The 15640-nt window shown below is 73.0% G+C and carries 12 protein-coding genes; 6 read left to right on the top strand and 6 right to left on the bottom strand.

The genetic code is table 11. From position 1 onward, the window contains the following. Positions 1–173 precede the first annotated feature (173 nt). A complete protein-coding gene (locus ACFXDJ_RS27560; RefSeq protein WP_384650926.1) occupies positions 174–1361 on the top strand; it encodes a globin domain-containing protein in 1188 nt (395 codons plus the stop codon). A gap of 31 nt (positions 1362–1392) precedes the next feature. Here ACFXDJ_RS27560 and ACFXDJ_RS27565 read toward each other — a convergent pair whose 3' ends face one another. Together ACFXDJ_RS27565 and ACFXDJ_RS27570 are read right to left on the bottom strand one after the other, a co-directional pair. Next, positions 1393–2382 carry a nucleoside triphosphate pyrophosphohydrolase gene (locus ACFXDJ_RS27565; protein ID WP_384650928.1) on the bottom strand — a complete coding sequence of 330 codons (990 nt, stop codon included), beginning with the start codon at positions 2380–2382 and terminating at the stop codon, positions 1393–1395. Between the two features lie 30 nt (positions 2383–2412). Then, positions 2413–3030, bottom strand: coding sequence for a SurA N-terminal domain-containing protein (locus tag ACFXDJ_RS27570; RefSeq protein ID WP_384650930.1), 618 nt, complete (start codon positions 3028–3030; stop codon positions 2413–2415). Between the two features lie 177 nt (positions 3031–3207). On the opposite strand from ACFXDJ_RS27570, the gene ACFXDJ_RS27575 reads away from it, so the two are divergent. After that, positions 3208–5577 (top strand): YfhO family protein, encoded by a 2370-nt coding sequence (locus tag ACFXDJ_RS27575; protein ID WP_384650932.1) that lies wholly within the window; start codon positions 3208–3210, stop codon positions 5575–5577. Here the strand turns inward: ACFXDJ_RS27575 and ACFXDJ_RS27580 are convergent. From ACFXDJ_RS27580 to ACFXDJ_RS27590, 3 genes are all read right to left on the bottom strand, one after another. After that, positions 5565–7073, bottom strand: a complete 1509-nt coding sequence (locus tag ACFXDJ_RS27580; protein ID WP_384650934.1) for a protein kinase — start codon at positions 7071–7073, stop codon at positions 5565–5567. The two genes, ACFXDJ_RS27575 and ACFXDJ_RS27580, sit on opposite strands and share 13 nt — an antisense overlap. Continuing rightward, positions 7070–7726: a hypothetical protein gene (locus ACFXDJ_RS27585; protein ID WP_384650936.1), complete on the bottom strand. Its 657-nt coding sequence runs from the start codon at positions 7724–7726 to the stop codon at positions 7070–7072. The genes ACFXDJ_RS27580 and ACFXDJ_RS27585 overlap by 4 nt, the downstream gene beginning before the upstream one ends. Positions 7727–7893: 167 nt before the next feature. After that, positions 7894–10047, bottom strand: coding sequence for an N-6 DNA methylase (locus ACFXDJ_RS27590; RefSeq protein WP_384650938.1), 2154 nt, complete (start codon positions 10045–10047; stop codon positions 7894–7896). 173 nt (positions 10048–10220) lie between these two features. Here ACFXDJ_RS27590 and ACFXDJ_RS27595 point away from each other — a divergent pair, with 173 nt between their 5' ends. Continuing rightward, positions 10221–10910 carry a hypothetical protein gene (locus ACFXDJ_RS27595; protein WP_384650940.1) on the top strand — a complete coding sequence of 230 codons (690 nt, stop codon included), beginning with the start codon at positions 10221–10223 and terminating at the stop codon, positions 10908–10910. An 88-nt stretch (positions 10911–10998) separates the two neighbouring features. Then, positions 10999–11172, top strand: coding sequence for an Rv0909 family putative TA system antitoxin (locus ACFXDJ_RS27600; RefSeq protein WP_384850662.1), 174 nt, complete (start codon positions 10999–11001; stop codon positions 11170–11172). 106 nt (positions 11173–11278) lie between these two features. Here ACFXDJ_RS27600 and mfd read toward each other — a convergent pair whose 3' ends face one another. Beyond that, positions 11279–14815, bottom strand: coding sequence for a transcription-repair coupling factor (gene mfd, locus ACFXDJ_RS27605; protein WP_384658504.1), 3537 nt, complete (start codon positions 14813–14815; stop codon positions 11279–11281). Positions 14816–15025: 210 nt separating this feature from the next. Here mfd and ACFXDJ_RS27610 point away from each other — a divergent pair, with 210 nt between their 5' ends. After that, positions 15026–15271, top strand: a complete 246-nt coding sequence (locus ACFXDJ_RS27610; protein ID WP_384658502.1) for a type II toxin-antitoxin system Phd/YefM family antitoxin — start codon at positions 15026–15028, stop codon at positions 15269–15271. Next, positions 15268–15636, top strand: a complete 369-nt coding sequence (locus tag ACFXDJ_RS27615; RefSeq protein ID WP_384658499.1) for a type II toxin-antitoxin system VapC family toxin — start codon at positions 15268–15270, stop codon at positions 15634–15636. Before ACFXDJ_RS27610 ends, ACFXDJ_RS27615 begins: the two co-directional genes overlap by 4 nt. Positions 15637–15640: the final 4 nt, after the last annotated feature.

Genomic DNA, 15640 nt, shown 5'->3' on the forward strand with positions numbered 1-15640 from the left:
GGGCTTCGGGAGTCTGCTCATGCACCCCGAGACCGTATCCCGCCCGCCACCCATCACCCCATATGGGGGATTCGCCGCGGCTGTCCGTAGATAAGCCCTGGCTTGACCTCACGTTCTCCGGCATTCCTACTTTCGGTTTTGTGGATGTGAGGATCTTGAAAAGCAGCTTTGCGGTGGTGGAGAGACGGGCCGAGCACGCGGTCAAGTTCTTCTACACCCACCTGTTCTGGCACAACCCCGGAGTCCGTGAACTCTTCCCGGCCTCCTTCGAGGACATGGAGCGTCAGCGGGACCGGCTGTTCGCCGCGCTCACCCATGTGATCGCGCACCTGGAGAACGAGACGCTCCTCCCCTATCTACGCGACCTCGGCCGCGACCACCGCAAGTTCCTGGCGGGCCCCGAGCACTACGCCGCCGTGGGCGCCAGCCTGCTCGCCGCGCTCGCCGAGGCCTCCGGCGAGGCCTGGACCCCGCCAGTGGAAAAGGCCTGGGGCGAGGCCTACCAGGTCATCGCCGACGCGATGATGGCCGGCGCCGCCGCCAGCCAGGACCCGCCCTGGTGGGACGCCGAGATCGTGCGCCACCTGCAGTACGGACAGGACATAGCCGTCCTGACGCTGCGCCCGCACGCCCCGCTCCCCTATCTGCCGGGCCAGTACGTGAGCGTGAGCAGCGACCGGGTCCCGACCACCTGGCGCACGTACTCCATCGGCAACGCGCCCCGCCCCGACGGGACGATCGACCTGCACGTCAGCCGGATCGAGGGCGGCCGGCTCAGCACCGCCCTGGTCCGCGAGGCGCACCCCGGCGACATGCTGAGGCTGGGTGCGGCCGGCGGGCAGCTGACCTTCCGCCGCGAGGACCGCCCGGTCAGCTTCATAGCCGCCGGCACCGGCTGGGCTCCGGTCCGCGCCATGCTGGAGGAGCTGGCGGAGCATCCTCCCGATCAGGACGCGCGGCTCTTCGTCGTCGCCCGGGACGCCGCGCACCTCTACGACCGCCCGCTCATCGACGAGCACGCGGCCGCCCGCGACTGGCTGAGCGTCACCTACATCACCCCCGCCCCCGGGCAGCACCGCAACCAGGCCACCGACCGGCTGGCGACCGCGCTGAGCAACCGCGGGCTCTGGCCCGACCAGGACGTCTACCTCAGCGGTCCGCCGCAGTTCATCGACGAGACGGCGTACCTCCTGGAGGAGCTCGGCGCCCCCACCGGCCGGATCTTCTACGATTCCGTACCCATCGGCGGCCAGGGCCAGGACGGCCGCGGAAGCCGGCCGATGGGCTTCGGGGAGTGGTTCCTGAACCGGCCCGACCCGCACTGGCACAACCCCTCGGGGCGCGCACCCCGGGCTCACTGAGTTCACCAGCCCGAGCCGGGAAGCCCGGGGGCTACCCGCCGACTCCCTCGGCGGCCCGGATCGCGTCCCGGTAGACCCGGGCCGCCGCGCGCAGCGCGGTCTCGGGGTCGGTGCCCGCCGCCTCGGCGCGCGCCGCCAGTTCCAGCAGCTCGTACCCGATGCCCTCGCCGCGCGGGAGTTCCACGTCCACACCCCCCGCCCGGACCCGGCCGGCGAGCTTGGCCGCGAGCGCGAGACCGGGCTGCCCGAGCGGGATCCCGTCGGTCACCGACTCCCGCTGCTTCTCCACCTGCTTGGTGCGCTGCCAGTGCGCGTGGACGTCCTCCGCCGTTTTCGCCTCGGCGTCCGCGAAGACGTGCGGGTGGCGGTGGATCAGCTTCTCCACGAGGGCCCCGGCCACGTCGTCGATGGAGAACGGCTCGTCCTCCTCGCCCGGACCGCCCTCTTCGGCGATGCGCGCGTGGAAGACGACCTGGAGCAGGACGTCGCCGAGCTCCTCGCGCAGCTCTTCGCGGTCCCCGTCCTCGATGGCCTCGACCAGCTCGTACGCCTCCTCGATGGCGTACTTCACCAGCCCCTCGTGCGTCTGCTGCGAGGTCCAGGGGCATTCGCGGCGGACCCGGTCCATGACCTGGACGAGGTCGAGCAGCCGCGCGCCCGGCAGATCGTACGAGCCCGGCAGCAGCTCCAGGTCCGGCACGGCCACCCGGCCCGACCCGGCGAAGCGGGCCAGCCCGTCGGTGAGCCGCCGGTCGCCCTCGCCGCTCAGGACCACGACGACCGTGCGCCCGCCGGCGCAGTCCTCGATCAGCGCCTGCGCGTCCGGGGCCTCGTGCTCGACCTCGACGCCCGCCTCGCGCAGGTACGGCAGCTGTACGTGATCGGGATCGGCGCACAGCACCCGGTCCGCGGCGCGCAGGGTCTGCCAGGCCGGCCAGGACAGCACGCCGGGGGCGACCCGGTGGCTGGTGGTCAGCAGCACGATACGGCCGGTGGGCTCGGAGGGTACGTCGTCAGTCACCCTCCGAACCTACCTCCCCGCGCGTGCGGCCTAGGCCCCGGCCGGGGGCTGCTCGGGCCGGGTGACCTGGGTGATCCACGGGGTCACGGCGTCGCCGATCGAGACCTTCTGCGCGTCCCAGACCCCGTAGCGCGGGTTGACCTGGATGCCCAGCTTGCCCGCGGCCTTCGCGGCGGGCTCGGCGAGGTTGCCCTGCCCGTACTTCGCGTTCAGCTTGGTGAAGAGCACCTGGTCCGTGGCCCAGCGGTCGATCTGGTCCGGGGCGATGGCGAACTTCTGGAGGACCGTCGCCTCGAAGGCCGCGGCGCCCTTGTCGTTCTCGAACGCCTTGCGCTCCTCCTCCAGCTCCTTGGGGGTGACGCCGATCCCGGCGTCCTCGGCCATCTGGTCGAGGATCCGGCTCTGGAGCATCGCGCTGAGCTTGACCCGGTCCAGCTGCGGGACGGCCGCGATGAGCTCGGAGGAGTGTTCGGAACGGTTCTGCGCGGCGCGGACGTCGTTGACCTGGGCCTGGACCGCGGAGGTGGTGATCCGTTCGCCGCCGATCACGGCCGCGGTGCCGGGGCGGGCCTGGCCCGAGCACGCGGACAGCAGTGGGGCCGCCAGGAGCAGGGCGGCGGAGACGGAGAGCGCTGTGCGACGGTGCAAAGGAGCCTCCAGGGCCGGGAGATTGTGCGTCGGTGCACAAGGGCCGTGCGGTGATCGATGTTATGCAGTCCAGGTGGTCTGAGCCACCGGTTCGACCAACGATTCCGGGGGTGTTGGGGTTCGCGTTCACCCGGCGGTCATCCTTCGGCCCTCCGGCGCTGTCAGGGTCGGTCCACCATGTCGACACCGCACCGCTCATCGCACCGCTCCCCGCGCCGCGCGAGTCTGCTCGGCTCGGCGCTCGCCGCCCTGATCTCGGCCGTGGCCGTATGCGCCGGAGACGCCGTCGCGCGCGTCTTCCCGTACGGGCCGCGCCACCGCAGCATCAACGACCTCGGCAATCAGTTCGTGCCCTTCCACGCCCATCTGTGGGACCTGCTGCACGGGCGCGCCGAGGGCGGACTGCTGCTGAACTGGCAGTCCGGGTACGGAACCAGCTTCCTGCCCGATTTCGGCACCTACCTGACCAGTCCCTTCGCCCCGCTGGTGGCGCTCTTCCCGCGCCGGGACATCGACCTCGCCGTGTACGTGGTCGTCGTGCTCAAGACGATGGCCGCGGCGGCGGCCATGGCCTGGCTGCTGCGCACCCATCGGCGCGGCCCGTGGTGGGCGGCGGGGCTGCTCGGGGCCTCGTACGCGCTGTGCGGCTGGTCGGTGATCGAGGCCTCGTACAACCCGATGTGGCTGGACGGGCTGATCGCCTTCCCGCTCCTGTGTCTGACGGGTGAATGGGCGCTGCGCTCGCGCCGCCCGACGGCGGCGGCGTTCGTGGTCGCGGTCTGCTGGACGGCGAACTTCTACACCGCGTACATGGCGACGCTGGGCGCCGTCCTGGTGCTGCTGGTACGGGTGGTGCTCGTACGGGAGGGTGCCGCGGCCCGTCTACGGGTCCTCGCGCGGGCGGCGCTGGCCACCGTGCTGGGCGTCGCCCTGTCCCTGCCGGTCCTCCTCCCCCTCTTCCTCAGCTCGAAGCAGGCCTACCCGGGATGGTTCAGGCCGTTCCAGCCCGTGTCGACCGAGGACCTGCTGGCCCGGCTGCTGCCCGCCACCTACTCCTTCTCCTCCCCCGCCCTGTTCATCGGCACGGGGACCCTGCTGCTGGTGGCGGCCCTGCCGTTCCACCGGGCGGTGGCGGGGCGGACCCGGCTGTGGTGGGCGGGTCTGGTGCTCGTGGTGCTGCTGTCCTTCCAGTGGAAGCCGACCCACCTGGCCTGGCACCTCTTCGCGACGCCGAACGGCAGCGCGTACCGGCAGACCTTCGTGCTGGCCGGGATCGTGGTGATCGCCGCCTGGGCCGGGCTCTCGGCGGGGGTGCCGGGCCCGCGGGCCCTGGCGGGCGGCGCGGCCGTACTGGCCGCCGTGGCCCTCGCGGCGAGCGGCAGCGCGCTGGCCACGGCCTGGGGACTCGCCCTCTTCGGCGGCGGGCTGGCCCTGGCGGCGGCCGCCTGGTGGGCGCTGCGCAGGCCCCGCCTCGCGGCGGCGGCCGCGGGCGTGCTGGTGCTGATCCTCCTCGCCCAGGCGGCCGCGACCACGGCGTACGGCGAGAAGGGCAAGCTGGCGGGCCTGGACGACTACCCGGTCTGGGGCCAGGCCCACACCGCCCGCGCCGACGCCCTGGCGGGGGCCGAGGGCTGGCCCGCGTACCGCACCGACGCGGGACGGCCCGCGCTGACGGGCAACGACCCGATGCTGCTGGGCGGCGAGGGCGGGGCGTACTACAGCAGCCACACCCCGGACCTGTTCACCCGGACCATGGTGGCCCTCGGGGCCGGCTGGACCTCGCGCGGCCGCAACGTGCAGAGCATCGACAATCCGGTGACGGACGCCGTCTTCGCCGTCGGCGCCCGGCTGCGGCCCGACGGCACGATCGTCCGCGAGGAGGTCCCGCCGCTGGTCACGGTCCGCCCGCCGGGCCCACCCCCCTCCTACGGGGCCTCGCCCTTCGCCAACCAGGAACTCCTGCTCGGCGCCCGGGTCTACGAGGACCCGCTCTCCCCCGGCGTCTGCCGCGCGGGCACGGAGGCCTTCCTGTGGGCCCCGGAGTACAACGCCAAGGCCCGCCTCGCGGACGGCCCGTCCTTCCGGCTGAACGCGAGGCCGCCGCGCAACCGGGCCGCCCTCCAGCCGATGGGCGTCTCGCACGGCCTGGCTTCGGAGCTGGTCTTCGACCAGGCGCCCCCGGCCCACTGGCAGCTGTCCTGCCTGGACCGCACCCGCCTGACCGCGGCGGTCGCCGCCCTGCGCGCCTCGGGGGCCTCGTCCGTCCGGGTCGGCTCCTCGGGCATCGGCGCCACCCTCCCGCCGGGCACCACGGGCACGGCGGTCCTCGCCGCCCCGGCCATCCCCGGCTGGACCTGCGACGGCCGCCCGGCCACCTCGTACCTGGGCCTGGTCGCGGCCCCCCTGGCCCCCGGAACCACCACCCTGACCTGCTCGTTCCGCCCCCCGGGCCTGATCCCGGGCACCCTGGCGGCGTCGGCGTCCCTGCTGACCCTGACGGCCCTGTTCCTGCTCTCCCGGCGCCGGGCGAGGCTTCAGCGGACCTGACCCAGCCACTGGAGGGTGCGGCGGATCTCCGTGGGGAAGGGGTGGGACGGGCCGTGGAGGCGGTCCGCGTCGAAGAGGAGGCGGACCAGGGTGTCGTGGGCGGCCGGGCGGTCGCCGAGGGAGAGCAGCAGGTGGGCTATCCGGCGGCGGACCTCCAGGGGCAGGCCCGGGTCCGGGTTCGCGTAGTGGTTCTCGAAGAGCGGGAGCAGCGAGCGGTATTCCGCGAGGGCGGCCGCCGGTTCGCCGAGCTGTTCCAGGCACTGGGCCGCGTCGTAGCGGAAGCGCAGGGAGCTCGGGTCGCCGGCCGGGAACTCCTCCGCCAGGCGGCGCAGTTCGGGCAGGGCGCGGCGGTACTGGCCGTCGTCCATCAGCGTGGCCGCGTACTGCTTGCGCAAGGAGCGGACCACCGTCGAGTGTTCGCCGTGCTGCTCGGCCGCCGCCGGGAGGATGCCGCCGAGGATGTCCACGGCCTGGGTGAGCTGCCCCTGGTCGAGGAGGTTCTTCGCCTCCTCCACGGCCGCCGGGACATCGGGCCGGACGGGGGCGGGCGGGGCGGAGGGCCGCGGCGGTATGACCGTGGCGCGGTCGGGCCAGGGGGCCTGCGGGCGCAGGAAGGGGCGGGTCGGGTCGAGCGGGCCGCCGGGGGCGCCCGAGCCGTGGTGGGGCAGCAGCGGCGCGAGGGCCGCGTACACCTCCTGCGCGGAGGCGGGCCGGTCCTGCGGGTCCTTCGCGAGGAGGCGCAGCAGGACCGCTTCGAGCTGCTCCGGGACCTCGGGGCGCAGTCGGCGCACCGGGAGCGGGGGTTCGTACAGGTGGCGGTGGAGCACCCCGAGGGCGGTGGATCCGGCGAAGGGCACGTTGCCGGACAGGAGCTCGTAGAGCACCACGCCGAGCGCGTAGAGGTCGGTGTGCGGGCCGACGGCTCCGCCCATGGCCTGCTCGGGGGCCATGTACGCGGGGCTGCCGATCGGGGAACCGGTGCTGGTGAGGCGGGTGGTGTCGGTGTCCATCACCGAGGCGACGCCCAGGTCCAGGACGAGTACGGTCCCGTCGGGGCGGATCATGACGTTGCGCGGCTTCAGGTCCCGGTGCACGATCGGCACCGCGTGCACGGCCGACAGCACCGAGCACAGCTGTGCGATCACCGAGACCGCCCACGGCCACGGGTACGGATCGTGCTCGGCCAGGTGGTCCGCGAGGTCGGAGCCCTCCACGTAACCCATGACCAGGTACAGCTCGTCGCCGTCGCTGCCCGCGTCGTGCACGGTGACCAGCCCGGGGTGGTCCACCTGCGCCGTGACCCGGCATTCGCGCACGAAGCGGCGGCGCAGCTCGTCGGCGACGGAACCGGGGCCGGCCACCTTGTCGGGACGCAGCAGTTTGACCGCGACGCGGCGGTCTAGGCGGCGGTCGTACGCCGTCCAGACCTGGCCCATGCCGCCCTGGCCCAGGACGGTGGCGAGCTGGTAGCGGTCTCCGATGAGGCGGTCCGTCACGGGCGCGGGCCCCGGTCGTCGCCGCGGGGATCCTCGTGGCGCGGGGCACCCGGCTGCGGGCCGCCCGGCTGCGGGCCGCCCGGCTGCGGAGGCTGCCTGCGGAGCAGTTCGCTGAGCTCGTCGAGTTCGGCGCGGACCTGCCCGATGCGCGGCGGGGCGGGCGCCGGAGCCGGGGCGGGCTCGGGGGCCGGCTGCGCGACGGGCGCCGGGGCCTGCCGGGGCGCGGGCGGATACCCGTACGCCGGAGGCTGTTGCCGCGGCACGTACGGAGCGGGCGGCGCCGGGTACCAGGGCGCGGGCGGCGCCGTCCGGACCGCCGTGTGGTGACGGATGTCGGCCACCAGGAAGTACACCGCGACGGCGACCCCGGTGGCGATGGTGCCGCCGGCGCCGACGTTGGCCTGCCAGCCGTTGTTGTCGGGAGTCTGGTCGAGCCCGCTCAGCAGCACCCAGAGGAACTCGGCCGCCACGGAGGCGCCCAGCAGCCACCAGTCCCGGAGCTTGCGGGTGACCAGCGCGAGCCGCAGCATCGTGGCCCACGCGAGGAACCCGCAGCTCAGGACGGGCAGCAGCGCGAACAGCACGCGCAGCCCCACCGCGCCTCCGGTGCCGGGCTGCTGACCGTGCTGCGGCGGGATGCCGGGGCCGTACATCGATACTCCTGACGGGCCGTACGGACGAATGTTCCGACGAATGTTCCGGGTCTGAGCGTATACAGCGTTTCCAGCCGGAAGTGAGCTGATGCACCCAACCGTTGCACGGTCGCTGCCGGACCCTTACCCGGGCCTCTCCAGGGCCTCACCCAGGCCTCACTCGGACCTCACTCCGGCCTCACCGTGCCGTCCGACAGCCCGTCGTACAGCCCCTGTACGAGCTGCTCCCCCAGCCTCGCCGCCAGCCGCAACGCGTCCTCGAACTCGGCGAGCGCCCGGAACCGCGCCCCGTAGACCTCCTGTTCGGCCAGGGGCAGCCGGGGCAGCTGGAGCCTGCGCACGTCGAGTCGTGTCGTGGTGGAGGCGTGGCTGCTGGCGCGGCGGTTGTTGGCGGTGCCGCGCAGGAATCCGGCCAGGAACCAGGGGTCGAGCGCGGCCGGGTCGGGCCGCAGCAGGTGCAGGCCCCGGCCGAGCGCCGCGCCCGCGGTGGCCGCGTCGACCACCCGGGCGGCGCCCGCCCCGCCGGTGAGCGGGACGACCACGTCGCCGGGGGCGGTGAGCAGCGGCTCGCCCGCGGCCGCCGCCAGGATCCCGGAGGGTCCGGCCCCCGTGGCCACGTCGTGCTCGGTGAGCACGGGGGCCGCTCCGGACCCGCTGCCGGTGCCCGCATGCAGCAGCAGGGCTCCGGCGCGGGCGAGTTCGCCGATGGTGGTGAGCGGCAGCCGGGCCGTGGGCTCGCCCGGCCGGGCGGGCACGGCGGGGGGCGGGGGCGGCGGGGTGAGCCGGGCCGCGCGGCCGAGCGTCGCGTCGAGCCGCTCCCGTACGGCGGCCAGCTCGGCCACGCCTCCGCCGGCCGCGGCCGGCGGCAGGTGGCGGGCCGGGGTCAGGTCTACGTCGTCGTCGAGGAGGTCGATCACGGGGACGACGCGGCTGACGCCGGGGACGTCCGGGGCCGCGCCGGCCCGGTCGTACGCCGTCCAGGTCTTCTCCACGACCCCGTGAACGGCGGGCCAGTCGACCCGGCCCTGCCCCTCGGCGGCGAGCCCGGCGGTGTCCACGAGCAGCAGCCCCGGGGGCGGCGCCCCGTGCGGGGAGGGCCGCCGCAGCACCCACAGGTGGAGCGGGATCCCGTACGGCGGCGCGGCGCCCGCCGGGAGCGCGACGACGGCCCGCAGCGCGCCCCGGCGCAGCAGGTCGGCGCGGACGCGGCGGCCGGAGCGGCGGGCGGCGACGGCGGGCGGCATGAGCAGGACGGCGGTGCCGTCCTCGCGCAGGTGGGCCAGGGCGTGCTGGATCCAGGCGAGTTCGGATTCGGCGCGGGCCGGGAAGCCGTACTCCCAGCGCGGGTCGTAGGCGAGTTCCTCGTGTCCCCAGTTGCGTTCGTTGAACGGGGGGTGGCAGAGCACGGCGTCGACCGGCTCAGCGGCGGGGCGCGCGAAGGCGTCGGCGCGCAGGCTGTCGGCGGCGGCCGCCCGGACCAGGGCGTCGCCGTGCAGGGCGAGGCGCAGCGCGGCCAGGGCGGCGAGTTCGGGCGAACTGTCCTGCGCGTAGCGGGCGGTGGCCCCGGGGACGGCCCGCAGCAGGGTGCCGGTGCCGCAGGCCGGGTCGAGGACCGTAAAGGGCGCGGCGCCAGCCGCTCCGGTGGAGCCGGTGCTTGCACCGGAGGAGGGCCCGGCGAGGGCGGCCATCAGGCCGGCGAGCCCGTCCGGGGTGAGCGTGTACTGGCGCGGGTTGGCTTCGAGGTGACGGCCGAGCAGGAACTCGAAGGCACCGCGCGCTCCGAGTTCGGCGGCCAGCTCCCCGGCGGCCCGCAGGAAGGGCATCGCTTCGGGCCCCAGCGGACCGGTGGCGCCGAGCGGGTGCGCGGGGCCGGCCGGACCGTCCGGACCGAGCGGGTGGGCGGAGCCGAGCCGCAGGCCGAGCACCTGGTCGAGGGCGGCCGGCAGCAGGGCGGCCATCCGCTCGTCGGAGACCGCCGTCAGCTCCAGCCACTCCCGGGGCCGCTCCCGTACGAGGAGCAGCGCGCCCCCCGCCCTGACGAGCGCGGCGACGGATCCGCCGGGGTGGGCGGCGACGTACTGCCAGACGCGCTCGCGCAGCGGGACCTCGGCGAGCTTGCCCTGGGCCCGGAGCCAGTCCGTCACTTCGGTGAGGGCGAAGGAGGGGCTGGTCTCGGTGCCGCCGACGGGTTTGGGGAAGTCGGCATGGCGGCGGCGCCAGTTGCTCACGGCGGCGCGGCCGACCCTGGCGAGGCGGGCGATCTCGGCTGCGGTGATTTCCGGGGAGGTGGCTTCCGGGGAGGTGGGGGTCTGTTCCGGCATGGGCGCGAGCCTACCGGCGCCGCACACGCGAGAGCTCTCTTCACAGTGTGAATTTAACAATCTCTCAGAAACTCGTTGACTCGGTTCACAGGCTCTGCTGTGATGATCACACCGCACAGCAGAGCTTCAGCAGAGCACAGCAGACCCGACCCGACGAAGGCAGGAGCCACCCCATGTCCCACACCTCGCGCACGAGTTGGATCGCCAGGAACGCGGCACTGACGGGCTGCGGCGCGGTCCTCGCGCTCGTGACGCTGACCGCGTGCAGCGGCACCGACACCGCCGGTGACGCCGCCAAGCCCGGCGACACCGCCGCATCGAAGCCCGCGGCGTCGAACAGCGCCGACGCGGGCCAGGCCAAGAAGACGGCCGTCCGCGGCAGCGGCACCTACAAGGTCGGCTCCGACATCCAGCCCGGCACCTACCGCTCCACCGGCAACGGCGACAACTGCTACTGGGAGCGGGCCAAGGACGCCTCGGGCGAGACCGACTCGATCCTCGACAACGAGAACGCGGTCGGATCCACGTACGTCACCATCGAGGCCTCCGACAAGATCTTCAAGTCCCAGGACTGCAAGGACTGGACGGCCGTGGACCCCAAGGCCGCCGGAACCCCGAAGGCGGAGGCCGCGGGCAAGGCCGGGATGCTCAAGGTCGGCGTGGACATCGCCCCGGGCACCTACAAGTCCGCCGGCACCGCCGAGGGCGGCACCGGCTGCTACTGGGAGCGCACCAAGGACGCCTCGGGCAACACCGACTCGATCATCGCGAACGAGAACCCCACCGGTCAGGCCATCGTGACGATCGCCGCCGGCGACGGCTACTTCAAGACCGTGGACTGCCAGGACTGGAAGAAGGAGTAGCCGGTCCACCCTTCCCCGACCCCTCGGCGAGCGAACGCCGCGAAAGGCGCGTAGCGTCGCAAAAGGGATCACGGAAGGAGCCCTCCGCATGGGGATTTTCGACAGGTTCAAGGATCAGGGCAAGGCGAAGGCCAAGGACATCTCGGACAACCTCGAACAAGAGGTCAACGAGAAGACCGGCAACAAGTACACCGACCAGATCGACAAGGCCCAGCAGCAGATGGAAGAGAAGCTCGGCATCGACGACGATCCGAACAAGTAGGCCCGGCGGAAACGCGAACGGCCGCGGCCGGGGACCGGAAAGGTCCCCCGCCGCGGCCGCCGCCACGTCAGGCCGAAGCTCTACGAGCCAGGGCTACGAGCCGGGGCTACGAGCCGAGGATGGTGGCGAGGAACTCCCCGGTCCAGCCCAGCAGTTCCCGCCCGACCAACGGCTTCCCGCCCACCCGGGCCGTCTTCGGCCGCGGGATCAGCACCTGCGAGGCGGCCGGCTTGAGCACCGAGCCCGGGTAGAGCCGCTTCAGGCGCAGCTCCTGCGATTCGCGCAACTCCACCGGCCCGAAGCGGATGTTGGGGCCCTGGAGGGTGATGTCGCCGACCCCGCAGGCGCGGGCGAGCATCCGCAGTCCGGCCACCAGCAGCAGGTTCTCCACCGGCTCCGGCAGCTTGCCGTAGCGGTCGGTGAGCTCCTCGCGCACCGCCTTGACGTCCTCTTCGGAGTTGGCGGCGGCGATGGAGCGGTAGGCCTGCAGGCGCAGCCGCTCGCCCGGGGCGTAGTCGTGCGGGACGTGCGCGTCGACCGGCAGCTCGATCTTGACCTCCAGCGGCGGCTCCTCCTCCGGCCCGCCCTCGATCGCCGCCCGGTAGTCGGCCACCGCCTCGCCGACCATGCGGATGTACAGGTCGAAGCCGACGCCCGCGATATGACCGGACTGCTCGCCGCCGAGCAGATTGCCCGCGCCGCGGATCTCCAGGTCCTTCATCGCCACGTACATGCCGGCACCCATCTCGGTGTGCTGGGCGATCGTCGCGAGGCGCTCGTGGGCGGTCTCGGTCAGCGGCTTCTCCGGCGGGTAGAGGAAGTACGCGTATCCGCGCTCGCGGCCGCGCCCGACCCGCCCGCGCAGCTGGTGGAGCTGCGAGAGGCCGAAGTTGTCGCCGCGCTCGACGATGAGGGTGTTGGCGTTGGAGATGTCGATGCCGGACTCGACGATCGTGGTCGAGACGAGGACGTCGAACTTCTTCTCCCAGAAGTCCACCACGACCTGTTCCAGGGCCTGTTCGGACATCTGCCCGTGCGCGGTCGCGATCCGCGCCTCGGGCACGATCTCGCGCAGTTTGGCGGCCGCCCGGTCGATGGACTCCACCCGGTTGTGGATGTAGAAGCACTGGCCCTCGCGGAGCAGCTCGCGGCGGATCGCGGCGCCGATCTGCTTCTCCTCGTAGGGGCCGACGAAGGTCAGGACCGGGTGGCGCTCCTCGGGCGGGGTGGTGATCGTGGACATCTCGCGGATGCCGGTGACCGCCATCTCCAGGGTGCGCGGGATCGGGGTCGCCGACATGGTCAGGACGTCGACGTTGGCACGCAGCTTCTTCAGCTGCTCCTTGTGCTCGACGCCGAACCGCTGCTCCTCGTCGACGATGACCAGGCCCAGGTCCTTGAACTTGGTCTCCTGCGAGAACAGCCGGTGCGTGCCGATGACGATGTCCACGGAGCCCTCGCGCAGGCCTTCCAGGGTCGCCTTGGACTCGCTCTCGCTCTGGAAGCGCGACAGCGCCTTCACCTTGACGGGGAACTGCGCGTACCGCTCCGAGAAGGTCCCGAAGTGCTGCTGCACCAGCAGTGTGGTCGGTACGAGGACGGCGACCTGCTTGCCGTCCTGGACGGCCTTGAAGGCGGCGCGGACCGCGATCTCCGTCTTCCCGTAGCCGACGTCTCCACAGATCAGGCGGTCCATGGGGACCGACTTCTCCATGTCCTCCTTGACCTCGGCGATGGTGGTGAGCTGGTCGGGCGTCTCCGCGTACGGGAAGGCGTCCTCCAGCTCCCGCTGCCAGGGGGTGTCGGGGCCGAAGGTGTGGCCGGGGGCGGCCATGCGGGCGCTGTAGAGCTTGATCAGGTCGCCGGCGATCTCCTTGACGGCCTTCTTCGCGCGCGCCTTGGTCTTGGTCCAGTCGGCTCCGCCGAGCCGGTGCAGGGTCGGGGCCTCGCCGCCGACGTACTTGGTGACCTGCTCCAGCTGGTCGGTGGGGATGTAGAGCCGGTCGCCGGGCTGCCCGCGCTTGGCCGGGGCGTACTCCACGAGGAGGTACTCGCGGGTGGCGCCCTGCACGGTGCGCTGCACCATCTCCACGTACCGGCCGACGCCGTGCTGCTCGTGGACGATGTAGTCGCCGACCTCCAGGGTGAGGGGGTCGATCGTCTTGCGGCGCCGGGTCGGCATCCGGCCGAGGTCCTTGGTGGCGGTGCGCTGGCCGGTCAGGTCGGTCTCGGTGAGGACGGCGAGCTTGAGGGCCGGGGCCACGAAGCCGTTGTCGAGGGAGCCGCACGAGACGTGGACCAGGGAGGGCTCCAGGGTGTCGAGGTTCGCCTCCAGCCGGGCCGCGATCCCCTCGCCGCCGAGGACCTCGACGGTACGGGCGGCGGGGCCGTGGCCCTCGGTGAGGTAGACGGTGTGCCAGCCGTCGGCGATCCAGGCCTTGGTGTCGGCGAGGGCGCGGGCGGTGTCGCCGCGGTAGGCCTCGGGGGCGTGCAGGCCGAGCTTCAACGTGTCGCCACCGCTCAGATCCGCCTCGTCGGCGGCGAACGGGGACACCGACCACCACATCATGCCGAGCTCGCGCGCGTGCTCCCGTACGTCGGCGATCCCGCGCAGCGAGGCCGCGCCGACGTCGATGGGGGCCTCGCCGCCGCCGGCGGTGGCCGCCCAGGAGGCCATCAGGAACTCCTGGCTCGTGGCCACCAGGTCGGAGGCGCGCGTACGGACCCGCTCGGGGTCGCAGACCACGGCCATCGACCCGGCGGGCAGGACGTCGATCAGCAGTTCCATGTCGTCGACCAGGACCGGGGCGAGGGACTCCATGCCCTCGACCGCGATCCCCTCGGCGATCTTGTTCAGCAGTTCGCCGAGCTCGGGGTGGAGCTCGGCAAGGGCCGCGGCGCGCTCCCGCACCTGGTCGGTGAGGAGCAGCTCGCGGCAGGGCGGGGCCCACAGGCCGTGCTGGGCGATCTCCAGGGACCGCTGGTCGGCGACCTTGAAGTACCGGATCTCCTCGACCTCGTCGCCCCAGAACTCCACGCGCAGCGGGTGCTCCTCGGTGGGCGGGAACACGTCGAGGATCCCGCCGCGCACGGCGAACTCCCCGCGCTTCTCGACGAGCTCGACGCGGGCGTACGCGGCCGCGGCGAGCGCGTGCGTCACCTCGCCCAGGTCCACGCTCTCGCCCTGCCGCAGGCTGACCGGGACCAGGTCCCCCAACCCCTTGACCTGCGGCTGGAGCACGGACCGGATGGGCGCGACGACCACGGACACGGGCCCCGCGGCCGGATCGTCCTTGCTGGGGTGCGCGAGCCGGCGCAGTACGGCGATCCGGCGGCCCACGGTGTCGCTGCGCGGCGAGAGCCGCTCGTGGGGCAGCGTCTCCCAGGACGGGTACTCCGCCACCTCGTCCGGCGGCAACAGGGAGCGCAGCGCGGCCGCCAGGTCCTCGGCCTCCCGGCCGGTGGCGGTGACCGCGAGGACGGTGCGCTCGGTACGGGCGGCCAGCGCGGCGATCGCGAAGGGCCGCGCGGCGGCCGGGCCGACGAGGTCCACGTGCATGCGGTTGCCGTCCCCGGCCGCGGTGACCGCCTCGGCGAGTGCGGGATCCCGGGTGACGGCGTCGAGCAGTCCGTGCAGGCTCATGAAGCGGCTTTCCATCCGGTGAGGTGCCGTGGAGCGGCAACGCGAAGGACCCGACACGTCTCACGGGCCGGGGGTTCCCACCCTACGACGCGGGTGTGTCACTCGCGCGAGGGATTCCGGCCCCCGGACGAGTGACGGAGCTGGCGGGGACTGAGCCAACCTGATTACGCTTAGCCCAGGAGTTAGTCCACCCATGCCCTGGAGTACGCGATGGAAGCGGCCCGGCAGTACAACGTCCACGAGGCGAAGACGAACTTCTCCAAGATCCTGGAGGCGGTCGCCACCGGCGAAGAGGTGATCATCAGCAAGGCCGGCGAACCGGTCGCGAAGGTGATCCCGCTTCCAGGCAAGGTCCGGCGGACCGATTACGGCTCCTTGCGCGGCCAGGTCGAGATCGCCGAGGACTTCGACGAGCTCCCCGACGGCTTCGCCGAGGCCTTCGGAGCCGACGCATGAGCCTTCTGCTCGACACGCACGTCGTCCTGTGGTGGCTTAACGGCGACCTGTCCGAGGAGACACGGGAGCTTCTGGCCCGTGAACGGTACGTCTACATGAGCGCCGTGACTCCATGGGAGATCTCCGTGAAGCAGGCCACTGGAAAGCTGAACAGTCCAGAGGACCTGGCGGTGCGCGCGCGGGAAACCCAGTTCCAGCCACTGCCGATCGTCGCCGAACACGGCATCCGGGCCGGCCAGCTGCCGCCCCACCACAAAGACCCCTTCGACCGGATGCTCGTCGCCCAGGCCCAGAGCGAAGGGCTCACGGTCGTCACCCGCGACAAGTTCATCCCGCTCTACGACGTCCCCGTGCTGGCCGTCTGACCGG

This window comes from Streptomyces sp. NPDC059443 (genome assembly GCF_042750105.1).
Classification (GTDB): Bacteria; Actinomycetota; Actinomycetes; order Streptomycetales; family Streptomycetaceae; genus Streptomyces.

Coding starts and splice junctions, on each gene's coding strand:
- mfd (WP_384658504.1), bottom strand. CDS start 14,815: ATGAGCCTGCACGGACTGCTCGACGCCGTCACCCGGGATCCCGCACTC.
- ACFXDJ_RS27590 (WP_384650938.1), bottom strand. CDS start 10,047: ATGCCGGAACAGACCCCCACCTCCCCGGAAGCCACCTCCCCGGAAATC.
- ACFXDJ_RS27585 (WP_384650936.1), bottom strand. CDS start 7,726: ATGTACGGCCCCGGCATCCCGCCGCAGCACGGTCAGCAGCCCGGCACC.
- ACFXDJ_RS27595 (WP_384650940.1), top strand. CDS start 10,221: ATGTCCCACACCTCGCGCACGAGTTGGATCGCCAGGAACGCGGCACTG.
- ACFXDJ_RS27615 (WP_384658499.1), top strand. CDS start 15,268: ATGAGCCTTCTGCTCGACACGCACGTCGTCCTGTGGTGGCTTAACGGC.
- ACFXDJ_RS27600 (WP_384850662.1), top strand. CDS start 10,999: ATGGGGATTTTCGACAGGTTCAAGGATCAGGGCAAGGCGAAGGCCAAG.
- ACFXDJ_RS27610 (WP_384658502.1), top strand. CDS start 15,026: ATGGAAGCGGCCCGGCAGTACAACGTCCACGAGGCGAAGACGAACTTC.
- ACFXDJ_RS27575 (WP_384650932.1), top strand. CDS start 3,208: ATGTCGACACCGCACCGCTCATCGCACCGCTCCCCGCGCCGCGCGAGT.